Here is a 14400-nt window from a genome sequence, read left to right on the forward strand (position 1 = left end):
CGATTGATGAGTCAGAACGTTTACCAATTTATCGACTTACAGCGCGTTGATCCGCCAAAAAAGCCGCTTAAGATCCGTAAAATTGAGTTTGTGGAAATTTATGAGCCCTTCTCAGAAGGCCAGGCCAAAGCACAGGCAGACCGCTGCCTGTCGTGCGGCAACCCTTACTGCGAATGGAAATGTCCGGTCCATAACTATATCCCCAACTGGCTGAAGCTTGCCAACGAGGGGCGCATTTTCGAAGCCGCCGAGCTTTCTCACCAGACCAACACGCTGCCGGAAGTCTGCGGTCGCGTCTGCCCGCAGGACAGGCTGTGCGAAGGCTCCTGCACGCTGAATGATGAATTCGGCGCAGTGACCATCGGCAATATTGAGCGCTATATCAACGATAAGGCGTTCGAAATGGGCTGGCGGCCCGATCTCTCCGGCGTGAAACCGACCGGCAAACGCGTTGCGATCATCGGCGCGGGCCCGGCGGGCCTTGCGTGCGCCGATGTGCTGACGCGCAACGGCGTGAAAGCCGTCGTATTCGATCGCAACCCGGAAATCGGCGGCCTGCTGACCTTCGGCATTCCCGCGTTCAAGCTGGAAAAAGAGGTGATGACCCGCCGCCGCGAAATTTTCACCGGCATGGGCATTGAGTTCCAGCTCAACACTGAAGTGGGCCGCGACATTCAGATGGACGCGCTGCTACAGGAGTATGACGCGGTGTTCCTCGGCGTCGGCACCTATCAGTCGATGCGCGGCGGGCTTGAGAACGAAGACGCGCCGGGCGTGTATGAAGCGCTGCCGTTCCTCATCGCCAACACCCGCCAGATTATGGGCTTTGAGGAAGACGCGCAGCAGCCTTTCATCAGCATGGAAGGCAAGCGCGTAGTGGTACTGGGCGGTGGCGATACCGCGATGGACTGCGTGCGTACCTCGGTGCGCCAGGGCGCGACCCACGTTATCTGCGCGTACCGTCGTGATGAAGAGAACATGCCGGGCTCGCGTCGTGAAGTGAAAAACGCGCGAGAAGAAGGCGTGGAGTTCCAGTTCAACGTGCAGCCGCTCGGCGTTGAGATCAACGCTAATGGCAAAGTATGCGGCGTGAAGATGGCGCGCACACAGATGGGCGAACCGGATGAGAAAGGCCGTCGTCGCGCGGAAATCGTGCCGGGCTCTGAACATGTACTGCCCGCTGATGCCGTGGTCATGGCGTTCGGTTTCCGTCCGCATAGCATGGAGTGGCTGGCGCAGCACAGCGTTGAGCTTGATTCACAGGGCCGGGTGATTGCGCCGGAAGGCCACGACAATGCCTTCCAGACCAGCAACCCGAAAATCTTTGCTGGCGGCGATATCGTGCGCGGCTCGGATCTGGTGGTGACGGCTATCGCTGAGGGACGTAAAGCGGCGGACGGCATCATGAACTATCTCGAGGTCTGAGCCTCGCCGTTCACACGCTCTCAAAGGGAAGCCTCGCGCTTCCCTTTTTTATTTCCACTATTAATAAATCAATCTTTTTTTGTTTCCGAAAAGAGACTATTCACCAGACAAAATATTTCTCTCCTCGTACTATTTTTCACTCTTTACCGGATAACCTTTATTTTAGCCGCTTTGCCGCTCCCCTGACCTGACGCCGTTCATTTACAGAATCAATAAATAAACGGCCTGCCTGAAATCAGACTGCTAAATACATTCATATTTTATATTTATAAATTCTGCATCTTTTCGGAAGGCATGTTATTTACGTGAGCAATGAAATAATCTGCGGCGACGCCGACTCTTATTCAACACATTATTATATTGGACGTAATTATGAATGATTCTAAATTATTCAGGAAAAACAGAATTGCAAACCTCATGGCAGGCATCTTTCCTGCCATGGTGCTCTTCACCCCTTCGCTCTCATATGCCGTCACCAATATCGATGAAGATACCGAAGACACCTATATCTTCAGCGGTGACAAAGAGTATGTGATTGCCGATGGCGTAACGATGTCGTCTACCACCAGCGACCCAAGCGCGCTGGTTAAAGGCAAAAGCGTTACCTCGATTATTAATAACGGCACCATTAAAAACGTTAACGGTAACGCGATGGTGATTGATATTTCCAGTCAGTCATCAACCATGATGACGCTGGAAAATAAAGGCGCCATCACCAGCACCGGGACCGCCATTGACGTTCTGAACGGCGATAACGTCACCATCATTAATACCGGTACAATCTCCGGCAGTGATTATGCGATCTCTTTTGAAAACGACGGCAATAATGCGCTAATCCTGAAAGAAGGCTCGGTGCTGCAAGGCGATGTGATCACGACAGGCTCAGCGAACAGTACAATTACCCTCAACGACAGCGGCAACGAAGACAGCAATTTTACTGGCGCAAATACCGGTGAAGGATTTACATCGCTGACGATGGACGGCAGCGACTGGACGCTGACCGGTGATATCGATCTGACTGGCGACGGCGACAGCCTTATCGTAAAAACCGGCAAGCTGACGCTTGGCGGCGAGGTAAAAAATACCGGCGCATCGCTTATCGACGCTGACGCCACGCTGCAAATCGGTACCGGCAGCGGCGATAACGCGGCGCTCCAGGGCAACGTCACCAATAACGGGACGCTGATTTTCGACCAGGCGGCGGACTATAGTTTCGCGGGCGATATCTCCGGAACCGGTAATCTGGTGAAAGAAAATGCCAGCACCCTGACGCTGAGCGGCAATAACATTTATAGCGGCGATACCACGCTCAACGGCGGCACGACGCTGCTTGCCGAAAACGGCACGATAGGGCCGAACGGAGGCACAGGGAATATCAATATCAACGATGGCGCCACATTTGCTTCTGCGGGCACGGTAAACAGTAACGTGGTTATCGCCGCAGGCGGCGTGCTGGCGTCCTGGAATGCGGTAAGCGGCAATGAAAACGCCACGACGCCTGCGTCCGGTAACACGATCACCGGCGATGTCACCAACCAGGGCACGCTGCAAATTGCGGGCGACGACAGCGTTGGTAACGCGTTTACTATTGATGGCAATTACACTGGCGACACCGGCAGCCTTATCGTGATGAACACCGAGGCGGGAGCAGACGACTCCCCGACCGATCATCTGGCTATTACCGGCAACAGCGCGGGCAGTTCTTCGCTGGAAGTCACTAATATCGGCGGTCAGGGCGCGCAGACCATCAACGGCATTGAGCTTATTAGCGTCGGCGGCGCTTCTGATGCGTCCTTCACGCTGGATAAACCGGTTGTCGCAGGGATGTGGGAATATGACCTCTATCAGCACGATGACGGCAACTGGTATCTGGAATCAAAAGCCAGCGATACCCCGGAACCAACGCCCGATCCGACACCTGATCCGGACGATAATGGCGGCAACGATAACGGCGGGGACGATGGCGGCAATACGCCTCCGGCGCCGGAAGTCTACCGTCCGGAAGCTGGTGTCTACATGGCCAACTACCTGGCGGCGCAGCAGATGTTTATGCATAAACGCGATGACCGCGATCAGCTGATGCTGCGCGACGCCGACGATCTGAACACCTGGATGTATGTCAAAGGCGAGTATAACGACGGCCACTTCGCCGACAGCAACCTCAAATACAAAATTCGCTCCGCCGTGGTGCAACTGGGTAGCGACGTGCTGAGCAAAAATCTCTCAACCGGTACACTGCACAGCGGCTTCATGCTCGGCGCAGGCTATAGCGACACAACGGCCGATGCGCGCCACAACACGCGCTCGGCTGATGGCCGCGTTAACGGCTACAACCTTGGTCTCTATGCCACCTGGCAGGAAGACGAAAAACTGCGCCTCGGCAGCTATATCGACAGCTGGGCGTCTTACAGCTGGTATAACAGCCAGGTGAACGGCGATGACATGCCGGGCGAGAAGTATGACAGCCAGGGCTATGCCGCCTCGCTGGAGCTGGGCCACGCCTGGCTGGTACCGTCCGAAAAGGCGCGCACCATGAAATTTGAACCGCAGGGTCAGGTGATTTACAGCCATCTGGATCAGGATTATCACGTCGAATATAACGGCACCCGCGTCGGTACGCCGGATGATGATGCTGTGCTGGGCCGTGTCGGTCTTAAAGCGAGCTATGTCGATCAGAAATCGGTGGAAGCCTGGCAGCCTTACGGCGCGGTGAACTGGCTCATCGGTAACGGCATGAGCGATCTGAACTTTAATGACGAGACGCTCGATTCAAACGTGCCGTCTAATCGCTTCCAGCTGGAAACCGGCGTGAGCGGCAAAATGAACGACGCAACAACCGTATCCTTCCGCGTTAGCAGCGAATGGGGCGACAACTCCTACAATGCGTACTCCGGCCATATGCTGGTGAACTACCGCTGGTAATCGGGCGCGCATAAAAGCACAACCGCCTCTCGGGGCGGTTTAACAATAAAAAAGCCGGTATGCGCAAACATACCGGCTTTTCATTATGTGGAGACGTGATTACTTTACAACGCGCAACGCAGGACGTCCGCCACGCGGCGGCGGCTCGTCATCCGGATCGTTACCATCCGCGTCATCAGGCTTGTCGCCATCAATCACGGACATCACCGTTTCCGGCTCTTCAGCGCTGTTCTCGTCATTCAGGCTCGCCATCTCTTCATCATAAGCGGCTTCTGGCTCGAACATCGTACCGGCGCCGTTTTCGCGGGCGTAGATAGCCAGCACAGCAGCCAGCGGTACGGTGACCTGACGCGGTACGCCGCCGAAACGGGCATTAAAGCGCACTTCGTCATTCGCCAGTTCGAGATTGCCCACCGCACGCGGCGCGATGTTCAGAACGATTTGACCATCACGCGCATACTCCAGCGGCACCAGCACGCCCGGCAGCGTCACATCCACGACCAGGTGCGGCGTCAGCTGGTTATCCAGCAGCCATTCATAAAAGGCACGCAGCAGATAAGGACGACGTGGAGAGAGCTGAGACATATCCATAAGGTTTAACCCCGGGTTTGCAAACGGATTTCGCGCTCGGCTTCGGTCAGCGACGCCAGGAACGAATCACGTTCAAACACGCGAGTCATGTAGCCTTTAAGCTCTTTAGCGCCCGCGCCGCTGAACTCAACGCCCAGCAGAGGCAAACGCCACAGCAACGGCGCCAGGTAGCAGTCTACCAGGCTGAATTCGTCGCTCAGGAAGTACGGCTTCTGACCAAATACCGGCGCGATAGCCAGCAGCTCTTCGCGCAGCTGTTTACGTGCCGCATCAGCTTCCTGTGCGGAACCACTGACGATCACGTTCATCAGTGAGTACCAGTCTTTCTCGATACGGTGCATATACAGGCGGCTTTCACCGCGAGCGACCGGATAAACCGGCATTAACGGCGGGTGCGGGAAACGCTCATCGAGATATTCCATAATGATGCGCGACTCCCACAGAGTCAGTTCACGGTCTACCAGCGTCGGCACGCTTTGATTTGGGTTGAGGTCAATCAGATCCTGCGGCAGGTTATCCGTTTCCACATGCTCAATTTCAAAGCTGACACCCTTTTCAGCCAGCACAATGCGGACCTGATGGCTGTAGATATCAGTAGGACCAGAAAACAGCGTCATTACCGAACGTTTGTTGGCAGCGACAGCCATGAAAACCTCCAGGTATATTCAGAAAGTTACTGCTACCAGCCGCAAACACGACTGGCCTTATCGATTACCCTTCCGTGCCGAACTTACTTCCGTCTGCAAAACGAACAAAACGTGAACAGTTACCAGCATTTGGGCACAAAATTGGATGATAGTTTACCAGATTTTGCGCAGCTTGTGGTGAGAGGTTTTATCCGATTGCCGTAAATGGACGGGATTTCAGTAGATTAGGGACAGATAAAAATTCCGGGCATAAAAAAACCCGGCTGTATGCCGGGTTTTTCGCCAATACGATTCTGCAAGAGCAGAAAATATTAACGTTTGGAGAACTGCGGACGACGACGTGCTTTACGCAGACCGACTTTCTTACGTTCAACCTGACGAGCGTCACGAGTAACGAAGCCAGCTTTACGCAGTTCAGAACGCAGAGACTCATCGTACTCCATCAGAGCGCGGGTGATACCGTGACGGATCGCACCAGCCTGACCAGAGATACCACCACCTTTAACAGTGATGTACAGATCCAGTTTCTCAACCATGTCGACCAGTTCCAGCGGCTGGCGAACTACCATGCGGGCAGTTTCGCGACCGAAGTACTGTTCCAGAGAACGCTGGTTGATAACGATTTTACCGTTGCCCGGTTTGATAAACACACGAGCGGCGGAGCTTTTGCGGCGACCAGTGCCGTAGTATTGATTTTCAGCCATTGCCATAATCCCGATTAGATGTCCAGAACTTGCGGTTGCTGCGCCGCGTGGTTGTGCTCGTTGCCCGCGTAAACTTTCAGTTTACGGTACATAGCACGGCCCAGAGGGCCTTTCGGCAGCATGCCTTTAACCGCGATTTCAATTACGCGCTCAGGACGGCGGGCAATCATCTCTTCAAAGGTCGCTTCTTTGATACCACCGATGTGGCCAGTGTGGTGGTAGTACATTTTGTCAGAACGCTTGTTGCCGGTTACAGCAACTTTTTCTGCGTTCAGAACGATGATGTAATCACCGGTATCAACGTGCGGAGTGTATTCCGCTTTGTGCTTACCGCGCAGGCGACGAGCCAGTTCGGTAGCCAGACGGCCCAGAGTTTTACCGGTCGCGTCAACAACATACCAGTCGCGTTTTACGGTTTCTGGTTTAGCTGTAAAAGTTTTCATTAAAAGCTTACCCAAATATAGAGTTACACGTTGGCGAACACCCAAACGCTTAAATTGAGTTGAGGTTCACACGACAAAGTCCGCAAACCTACCCCCTCGGATATGTTTTCGGCACACAAAAGTTTCGGGAAAAAAACTTTCTTGTAACGTGGGGTCGCAAGATTATAGAGAAGTCGAGTACAAAGATCGACCCCTTTTATGCGTAAAGTCACAGGATTTGCTCCCCTGCGCGCAGAGGAGCGGCCAGGCCTCAGGCCAGGTGGGGACGCTTGAGGTATTCCTCGCTCTGCATCTCCTGCAAACGCGACAGGCAACGCTGAAATTCAAACGTCAGCTGTTCGCCCTGATAGATGCGTTCTGGCGGCGCATCCGCCGATACCACCAGCTTCACCTGGCGTTCATAAAACTCATCCACCAGCGCGATAAAACGCCGCGCCGCGTTCTCGGTGGATGTGGTCATCACCGGCACATCAAACAGCAATACCGTGTGGAACTGGCGCGACAGCGCGATGTAATCGTGCTGGCTACGAGCATCCACGCACAGGGTAGCGAACGATGCCGCGAGCGTCTGGTTTTCCACGCCAAGCGTAGGCAGCGGGCGATGGTTAATCTCAAGCGACGGTGCCTCACGACGCGGCGCGCCAGCCAACGCCTGCCAGAGTTTATCCATCTGGCGCGCCGTCGCTTCATCGCGAGGCGACAGCCACAGGTGCGCCTGCGTTAGCGTGCGCAGACGGTAATCAATTCCCGCATCGACGTTCATGACGTCGCAATGCGTCTTAATCGCGTCAATAGCAGGCAGAAAGCGCGTACGTTGCAAGCCGTTACGGTAAAGCTCATCCGGCGGAATGTTGGAGGTCGCTACCAGCGTAATGCCGCGCGCGAACAGCGCCTGCATCAGGCCGCCCAGCAGCATGGCGTCGGTAATGTCGGAAACAAAAAACTCATCGAAGCAGATAACGTCGGCCTGCGCTTTAAAGCCGTCGGCGACGACCTCCAGCGGATCGGTTTGCCCCTGCAGCGCGGCGAGTTCTTCATGCACGCGTAACATAAAGCGGTGAAAGTGCAGCCTGAGCTTACGCTCGCCCGGCAGGCTGTGAAAAAAAAGGTCCATCAGCCAGGTTTTGCCGCGCCCGACGCCGCCCCACATATATAAGCCGCGTACCGGCGCTTCCTGGGGGCTTTCGTCGCGTTTACCGAACAGCTTGCCGACTTTGGTCAGCAGACCGCCGCGGGCAGGCGCAGGTTCGGCGGATTTCTGTGAAAGCGCCTGCCAGATAAGATTCAGACGATTTACCGCTTCTTGCTGGACGTCGTCCGGCTGATGGGTGCCCTCGTTCAGGGCCTGTTGGTAGCGCGATGTCGGAGAGATGCTCTGCATATATTATTCTTACTTCCTGAAAACGGTTCGCCGCAGCGTGATTTGGCCAAAAAAAGGCCGCTCTACACTACGCCATGCCGCTCCAGGATTCCACTTCTCCTGAATTAGCGGTTATAGTGGGTTTACCGGTCGACGGCACGCAGACGAGAAACCAAGCCTCGCCGTTACCACCCTACGGAATCACAAGACAACGGGAGATGTTCATGACCTGGGAATATGCGCTTATTGGGTTAGTCGTCGGCATCATTATCGGCGCCGTCGCTATGCGTTTCGGTAACCGCAAATTACGTCAACAGCAGGCTCTGCAATATGAGCTTGAGAAAAACAAGGCGGAGCTTGACGACTACCGCGAAGAACTGGTCAGCCACTTCGCCCGCAGCGCCGAACTGCTGGATAACATGGCGCATGACTATCGTCAGCTTTATCAGCACATGGCGAAAAGCTCAAGCAGCCTGCTGCCGGAAATGTCCGCTGAGACCAATCCGTTCCGCAATCGCCTTGCGGAATCGGAAGCCAGCAACGATCAGGCGCCGGTACAGATGCCGCGCGACTACTCTGACGGCGCGTCCGGCCTGCTTCGCACCGGCGCGAAGCGCAACTGATTCAGCTGACTATCCTTACCGTCGGGCGCATATTGCGCCCGCTTTTCTTTGGGCGCTGACTATGCTTATTCTGAGCGCTGCCGTCCCGATGACAGCATTGTTACGACATTGAGAATTCAATAATATCCGTCTTTTCAGGTTACGGTTTATAACCAGGTTGCGAGAGCTGCGTTCATGAAAAAACAAACCCTGCTGTTGAGTGCGTTAGCGTTAAGTCTCGGTCTCTCTTTCTCGGCACCCGCTCCGGTGTTCGCCGCCCTGCCCTCGCAGGTGCCGGGCCAGCCTGCGACCCCAAGCCTTGCGCCGATGCTGGAAAAAGTGCTGCCTGCCGTGGTCAGCGTCCAGGTAGAAGGCACCGCCGTGCAGGAGCAGCGCGTACCGGAAGAGCTGAAAAAGTTTTTCGGCGAATCCATGCCTGACCAGCAGGCACAGCCGTTTGAGGGGCTCGGCTCCGGCGTCATTATCGACGCCGCGAAAGGCTATGTGCTCACCAACAACCATGTGATTAACCACGCCGAGAAAATCAGCGTACAGCTTAATGATGGACGCGAATTCGACGCCAGACTCATCGGCGGTGACGACCAGAGCGATATCGCACTACTCCAGTTGCAAAACGCCAGCAACCTGACGCAAATCCAGGTAGCGGATTCCGACAAACTGCGCGTCGGTGATTTCGTGGTCGCCGTCGGTAACCCGTTCGGGCTCGGCCAGACTGCCACCTCTGGCATTGTGTCGGCGCTCGGGCGCAGCGGACTGAATCTTGAGGGCTTTGAAAACTTCATCCAGACCGACGCCTCCATCAACCGCGGCAACTCCGGCGGCGCGCTGTTAAACCTCAACGGCGAACTTATCGGCATTAACACCGCCATTCTCGCGCCGGGCGGCGGCAGCGTGGGTATCGGCTTCGCGATCCCCGCGAATATGGCCCAGACGCTTGCGAAACAGCTGATGCAGTCCGGCGAAGTGAAACGCGGCCTCCTCGGCATTAAAGGCACCGAGATGAGCGCCGATATCGCCAAAGCGTTCAATCTGAACACGCAGCGCGGCGCGTTTGTCAGTGAAGTGCTGCCAAACTCCGGCTCCGCCAAAGCGGGCATTAAAGCCGGCGATGTCATTGTCAGCCTGAATGGCCGTCCACTGAACAGCTTCGCGGAGTTGCGCTCGCGCATCGCCACCACCGAGCCGGGCACCAAAGTGAAGCTTGGCCTGCTGCGTAATGGCAAAGCGCAGGAAGTCGAAGTGACGCTTGATAAGAGCACGTCGTCTTCCGCCAGCGCCGATATCATCGCCCCGGCCCTGCAAGGCGCGACGCTGAGCGACGGTCAGCTTAAAGACGGCACCAAAGGCATCACGATTGATAACGTCGAAAAAGGCAGCGCGGCCGCGCAGGCGGGCCTGCATAAAGATGACGTGATTGTCGGCGTCAACCGCGAGCGCGTTAGTACGATTGCGGAAATGCGCAAGCTGCTGGCTAGCAAGCCTGCGATCATCGCCCTGCACATCGTGCGCGGCAACGACAGCCTCTATTTACTGCTGCGTTAATAAACTGAGATAACGGACATCACGCCGCGTGTGATGTCCGTTTAACTCATGATATGCTGCGCCCGTCCCCTGACTACTTATCTCATACACATGTTTCTGAAGCTTTTACGCTCGGTGATTGCGGGGTTGATCGTAGCAGCGCTGCTGCTGACGCTCGTGCCTTCCCTGCGTCCGTACAATCCGCTGTTGCAGCCGCGACTCGACAGTAACGATGAGACCCCCGTGAGCTATAACCGGGCGGTGCGTCGCGCTGCGCCTGCGGTAGTGAATGTCTATAATCGCAGCCTTGGCGGCAGCAATCGCAGCCAGCTCGAAATCCGCACGCTCGGCTCCGGCGTTATCATGGACCAGCGCGGCTATATTCTGACCAACAAACATGTGATCAACGACGCCGACCAGATAATCGTGGCGTTGCAGGATGGCCGCGTGTTCGAGGCGCTGCTGGTCGGCTCCGACAGCCTGACCGATCTCGCGGTGCTGAAAATCAACGCCACCGCCCTGCCGGTTATCCCTATCAATCCGCAGCGTATGCCGCACATCGGCGATGTGGTGATGGCAATAGGCAACCCCTATAACCTCGGGCAGACCATCACGCAGGGGATTATCAGCGCCACCGGGCGCATTGGTCTCAACCCCTCGGGGCGTCAGAACTTTCTGCAAACCGACGCCTCTATCAATCACGGCAACTCCGGCGGCGCGCTGGTGAATTCGCTGGGCGAACTGATGGGCATTAACACGCTCTCTTTTGATAAGAGCAACGACGGCGAAACGCCGGAAGGCATCGGATTCGCCATCCCGACCCAACTCGCCACGCGCATTATGGAAAAATTGATCCGCGACGGGCGCGTCATTCGCGGCTACATCGGCATCAGCGGCCGTGAAATCACGCCTATGCACACGCCTGCGGCGGGTATCGATCAGATTCAGGGAATTGTGGTCAATGATGTGGCGCAGGATGGTCCGGCCGCGCGCGCAGGCATTCAGGTGAACGATGTCATTGTGTCGGTAAACAAAAAGCCGGCTATCTCTGCGCTGGAAACCATGGACCAGGTGGCAGAAATCCGTCCAGGGTCGGTGATCCCGGTAGAAGTGATGCGTAACGATCGCAAGCTCACCATCCAGGTGACGATTCAGGAATATCCGGCGACGCCGGAATAGCGCAAGCGCAGGCATAAAAAAACCGGAACCTGAGTTCCGGTTTTTTTTGTTCGCCAGCGCTTACTTGTTAACGAACTCTTCGCCCAGGGCGATATCTTTTTTCAGCGTATCCAGCATGCCTTCCAGCGACTGCTGTTCATAAGCGCTCAGGGTGCCAATAGATTTACGCTCTTCGATACCGTTTTTACCCAGCAGCAGCGGCTGTGAGAAGAAACGCGCATATTCGCCGTCGCCTTCCACATAGGCGCATTCCACCACGCCCTGCTCGCCCTGCAACGCACGCACCAGCGAGAGACCGAAACGCGCGGCCGCCTGGCCCATAGACAGGGTCGCAGAGCCTCCGCCCGCTTTCGCTTCCACCACTTCGGTGCCCGCGTTCTGGATGCGTTTGGTCAGATCGGCCACTTCCTGCTCGGTAAAGCTCACGCCCGGGATCTGGGAGAGCAGCGGCAGAATAGTCACGCCAGAGTGGCCGCCGATAACCGGCACGTCCAGCTCAGCTGGTTTTTTACCTTTCAGTTCCGCCACAAAGGTGTTGGAGCGGATGATATCCAGCGTGGTCACGCCGAACAGTTTGTTCTTATCGTACACGCCCGCTTTTTTCAGCACTTCCGCCGCGATAGCCACGGTGGTGTTGACCGGGTTAGTGATGATGCCGATGCACGCTTTCGGGCAGGTCGTGGCGACCTGCTGGATCAGGTTTTTCACGATCCCGGCGTTCACGTTGAACAGATCGGAACGGTCCATACCTGGTTTACGGGCAACGCCTGCGGAGATCAGCACCACGTCTGCGCCTTCCAGCGCCGGGGTGGCGTCTTCGCCGGAGAAACCTTTGATTTTCACGTCGGTCGGGATATGACTTAAATCTACCGCTACCCCTGGGGTCACCGGTGCGATGTCATACAGAGAGAGTTCTGAACCTGAAGGCAGTTGGGTCTTGAGTAGAAGGGCAAGCGCCTGGCCGATACCGCCCGCCGCGCCGAGGACTGCAACTTTCATCCTAAACTCCTTATTATGGTTAGCAATTGTGTGCCGTTACTCCATGAGGTGGCGACCATAATCATCCTGGGAGGAAGTTATAGCACTGTTTTCGCTCGCAGTTTGCGATCGTAGCGCGTTTAACTGAAAGCGATGCGGCCTTCTCGCCGGGTGCAGACGACGCGGTTGCCGCCGGGTCACTACCGAAGCAACATCTCAACAGGCGGTTACATTACACCCTCTTTAAGCATCAAAACAACATCATTTTGATAACATTTGGTTTACTTAAAGGCTTATTTGCGAGTCGTGACGCAGGCATGTTCCTTGATAACGTAATTTGATAAAATTCGTCTCTTTCATAACATTATTTCAGCCCGCCGCAAGGCAGATAATTTGCATAAAAATTCATTACAATGCATAATAATGTTGTTTATTGGCCTGTATACGGGTGATATATGCGTAGCTCCGCAAAACAAGAAGAATTAGTCAAAGCCTTCAAAGCGTTACTAAAAGAAGAGAAGTTCAGCTCCCAGGGCGAAATCGTCCAGGCGCTCCAGGACCAGGGTTTCGAAAACATCAACCAGTCCAAAGTCTCCCGCATGTTAACGAAGTTTGGCGCCGTGCGTACGCGCAACGCCAAAATGGAAATGGTGTATTGCCTGCCGGTTGAGCTTGGCGTACCGACCACCTCCAGCCCGCTGAAAAACCTGGTGCTCGATATCGACTACAACGACGCCGTCGTGGTCATTCATACCAGCCCCGGCGCCGCGCAGCTCATCGCGCGTCTGCTGGATTCTCTCGGTAAAGCTGAAGGGATCCTCGGCACTATCGCCGGTGATGACACTATTTTTACCACGCCCGCGCGCGGCTTTACGGTGAAAGATCTTTACGAAGCCATTCTGGTGCTGTTCGAGCAGGAATTGTAACGCCTGAGATACCGCCGGTTCTCCCGGCGGTTGCTTGTTTGACCCCGCTTTTCTTCTTCCTTTTATTACGCCTGCAGCGTAATCCGTCTGTCTTTTTACGATGCCGCTCGTGGTTCGGCTTAAAAACCGCACAAATTATCAAATTCAATTAACCGAATGATTTCTAAACAAATTAATCGGAAACTGGTCTTTTAATGACTATTTTTATAATGATCGGTAATAAAAAAACGCCGTGAACGCACAAAGTTTCATAGGAAATCATTAGGATCGCATTAATTTTTTGGGTGATTAGTGTATACTTGTTTTTGTGATGAGGGTCACACAATAAGACCCCACCGATAACAATTACGACGAGGAAAAGAACATGAAAACCAAATCTACTGTAACAGCCCTGACACTTCTCTCGATGCTCTCCTTCGGTGCTTTCGCAGCCGACTCCATCAACGCAGAGCAAGCGCAGAACCGCCAGTCTATCGGTACCGTCTCCGTTGACGCTATTAGCGGCGCGCCGATGGATCTGCGTCAGATGCTGAATGAAAAAGCAGAAGCGAAAGGCGCGACGGCTTACCGCGTTATCGAAGCCCGTACCGGCGATCACTGGCACGCGACTGCCGAGCTTTATAAATAAGCGTTATTACCGTCAGACGCGCTAACGCGCCGAATCCCGTAATACCTCTCAGCGGCCCGATAAAAACCGTACGCTAACCATTAAGGCCGCTGAACACACCTGCATGAGGAATAAATAATGAAAACGACTTTTACCATCGCTGCTCTGGGCCTTGCATCCGTACTCTCTTTCGGCGCGAGTGCCGCAGTACAACAAGTTAACGCGCAGCAGGCGCAAAATCTCCAGCCGATGGGCTCCGTCTCTGTGACGCAGTTGACCGGCTCGCCGATGGATGTTCGCCAGCAGCTGGCTGAGAAAGCCGAAAAAGAAGGCGCCAGCAGCTATCGCATCACTGAACTGACTCAGGGCGATCACTGGCACGCCACGGCAGAACTGTACAAATAAACCCTCGTCGTCTTCTCCGACGACTTTTGCCCCTGCTTCGCGGGGCCTTTTTAAGGGTTTGAAGTATGG

At 55.0% G+C, this 14400-nt stretch carries 14 protein-coding genes; 8 read left to right on the forward strand and 6 right to left on the reverse strand.

Annotated features, from left to right (window positions below):
* Positions 1-6 precede the first annotated feature (6 nt).
* Both BJP61_RS19510 and BJP61_RS19515 read left to right on the forward strand, forming a co-directional pair.
* Entirely contained in the window at positions 7-1425 is a 1419-nt protein-coding gene (locus BJP61_RS19510) for a glutamate synthase small subunit (protein ID WP_171999141.1), read from the forward strand.
* 417 nt (positions 1426-1842) lie between these two features.
* The gene (locus BJP61_RS19515; protein ID WP_255485408.1) at positions 1843-4347 is read left to right on the forward strand and encodes an autotransporter outer membrane beta-barrel domain-containing protein; all 2505 of its coding nucleotides are present in this window, start codon (positions 1843-1845) and stop codon (positions 4345-4347) included.
* Between the two features lie 99 nt (positions 4348-4446).
* Here BJP61_RS19515 and sspB read toward each other — a convergent pair whose 3' ends face one another.
* The 5 genes from sspB to zapE all read right to left on the reverse strand — a co-directional run bounded on the left by sspB (position 4447) and on the right by zapE (position 8113).
* Complete coding sequence (gene sspB / locus BJP61_RS19520; protein ID WP_038865560.1) at positions 4447-4938, reverse strand: ClpXP protease specificity-enhancing factor; 492 nt, start codon at positions 4936-4938, stop codon at positions 4447-4449.
* A 5-nt stretch (positions 4939-4943) separates the two neighbouring features.
* Positions 4944-5585: a stringent starvation protein SspA gene (gene sspA / locus BJP61_RS19525; RefSeq protein ID WP_038865561.1), complete on the reverse strand. Its 642-nt coding sequence runs from the start codon at positions 5583-5585 to the stop codon at positions 4944-4946.
* Positions 5586-5896: 311 nt separating this feature from the next.
* Positions 5897-6289, reverse strand: coding sequence for a 30S ribosomal protein S9 (gene rpsI, locus BJP61_RS19530; protein ID WP_000829818.1), 393 nt, complete (start codon positions 6287-6289; stop codon positions 5897-5899).
* Positions 6290-6303: 14 nt separating this feature from the next.
* Entirely contained in the window at positions 6304-6732 is a 429-nt protein-coding gene (gene rplM, locus BJP61_RS19535) for a 50S ribosomal protein L13 (RefSeq protein WP_002437467.1), read from the reverse strand.
* A gap of 250 nt (positions 6733-6982) precedes the next feature.
* On the reverse strand, positions 6983-8113 hold the full coding sequence (gene zapE / locus BJP61_RS19540) for a cell division protein ZapE (protein WP_171999144.1): 1131 nt from the start codon (positions 8111-8113) through the stop codon (positions 6983-6985).
* A 203-nt stretch (positions 8114-8316) separates the two neighbouring features.
* Here zapE and zapG point away from each other — a divergent pair, with 203 nt between their 5' ends.
* From zapG to degS, 3 genes are all read left to right on the forward strand, one after another.
* A complete protein-coding gene (gene zapG / locus BJP61_RS19545) occupies positions 8317-8715 on the forward strand; it encodes a Z-ring associated protein ZapG (RefSeq protein ID WP_007753372.1) in 399 nt (132 codons plus the stop codon).
* A 174-nt stretch (positions 8716-8889) separates the two neighbouring features.
* Positions 8890-10257 carry a serine endoprotease DegQ gene (gene degQ, locus BJP61_RS19550; RefSeq protein ID WP_075193256.1) on the forward strand — a complete coding sequence of 456 codons (1368 nt, stop codon included), beginning with the start codon at positions 8890-8892 and terminating at the stop codon, positions 10255-10257.
* 90 nt (positions 10258-10347) lie between these two features.
* Entirely contained in the window at positions 10348-11415 is a 1068-nt protein-coding gene (gene degS, locus BJP61_RS19555; RefSeq protein WP_038865568.1) for an outer membrane-stress sensor serine endopeptidase DegS, read from the forward strand.
* Positions 11416-11475: 60 nt separating this feature from the next.
* Here the strand turns inward: degS and mdh are convergent, their stop codons facing one another.
* The gene (gene mdh, locus BJP61_RS19560) at positions 11476-12414 is read right to left on the reverse strand and encodes a malate dehydrogenase (RefSeq protein WP_038865569.1); all 939 of its coding nucleotides are present in this window, start codon (positions 12412-12414) and stop codon (positions 11476-11478) included.
* 434 nt (positions 12415-12848) lie between these two features.
* Between mdh and argR the strand changes: the two genes are divergently transcribed.
* The 3 genes from argR to yhcN (BJP61_RS19575) all read left to right on the forward strand — a co-directional run bounded on the left by argR (position 12849) and on the right by yhcN (BJP61_RS19575) (position 14331).
* On the forward strand, positions 12849-13319 hold the full coding sequence (argR, locus tag BJP61_RS19565) for a transcriptional regulator ArgR (protein ID WP_004385120.1): 471 nt from the start codon (positions 12849-12851) through the stop codon (positions 13317-13319).
* 364 nt (positions 13320-13683) lie between these two features.
* Complete coding sequence (gene yhcN, locus BJP61_RS19570) at positions 13684-13947, forward strand: peroxide/acid stress response protein YhcN (RefSeq protein WP_038865571.1); 264 nt, start codon at positions 13684-13686, stop codon at positions 13945-13947.
* Positions 13948-14064: 117 nt separating this feature from the next.
* Positions 14065-14331, forward strand: coding sequence for a peroxide/acid stress response protein YhcN (gene yhcN, locus BJP61_RS19575; protein WP_038865581.1), 267 nt, complete (start codon positions 14065-14067; stop codon positions 14329-14331).
* The last annotated feature ends 69 nt before the right edge of the window (positions 14332-14400 follow it).

This window comes from Cronobacter sp. JZ38 (assembly GCF_008932145.1).
Lineage (GTDB): Bacteria > Pseudomonadota > Gammaproteobacteria > Enterobacterales > Enterobacteriaceae > Cronobacter > Cronobacter muytjensii.

Excerpts from the sequence above, each read along its gene's own strand:
- BJP61_RS19510 (WP_171999141.1), top strand. The coding sequence starts at position 7 with ATGAGTCAGAACGTTTACCAATTTATCGACTTACAGCGCGTTGATCCG.
- BJP61_RS19515 (WP_255485408.1), top strand. The coding sequence starts at position 1,843 with ATGGCAGGCATCTTTCCTGCCATGGTGCTCTTCACCCCTTCGCTCTCA.
- sspB (WP_038865560.1), bottom strand. The coding sequence starts at position 4,938 with ATGGATATGTCTCAGCTCTCTCCACGTCGTCCTTATCTGCTGCGTGCC.
- sspA (WP_038865561.1), bottom strand. The coding sequence starts at position 5,585 with ATGGCTGTCGCTGCCAACAAACGTTCGGTAATGACGCTGTTTTCTGGT.
- rpsI (WP_000829818.1), bottom strand. The coding sequence starts at position 6,289 with ATGGCTGAAAATCAATACTACGGCACTGGTCGCCGCAAAAGCTCCGCC.
- rplM (WP_002437467.1), bottom strand. The coding sequence starts at position 6,732 with ATGAAAACTTTTACAGCTAAACCAGAAACCGTAAAACGCGACTGGTAT.
- zapE (WP_171999144.1), bottom strand. The coding sequence starts at position 8,113 with ATGCAGAGCATCTCTCCGACATCGCGCTACCAACAGGCCCTGAACGAG.
- zapG (WP_007753372.1), top strand. The coding sequence starts at position 8,317 with ATGACCTGGGAATATGCGCTTATTGGGTTAGTCGTCGGCATCATTATC.
- degQ (WP_075193256.1), top strand. The coding sequence starts at position 8,890 with ATGAAAAAACAAACCCTGCTGTTGAGTGCGTTAGCGTTAAGTCTCGGT.
- degS (WP_038865568.1), top strand. The coding sequence starts at position 10,348 with ATGTTTCTGAAGCTTTTACGCTCGGTGATTGCGGGGTTGATCGTAGCA.
- mdh (WP_038865569.1), bottom strand. The coding sequence starts at position 12,414 with ATGAAAGTTGCAGTCCTCGGCGCGGCGGGCGGTATCGGCCAGGCGCTT.
- argR (WP_004385120.1), top strand. The coding sequence starts at position 12,849 with ATGCGTAGCTCCGCAAAACAAGAAGAATTAGTCAAAGCCTTCAAAGCG.
- yhcN (WP_038865571.1), top strand. The coding sequence starts at position 13,684 with ATGAAAACCAAATCTACTGTAACAGCCCTGACACTTCTCTCGATGCTC.
- yhcN (WP_038865581.1), top strand. The coding sequence starts at position 14,065 with ATGAAAACGACTTTTACCATCGCTGCTCTGGGCCTTGCATCCGTACTC.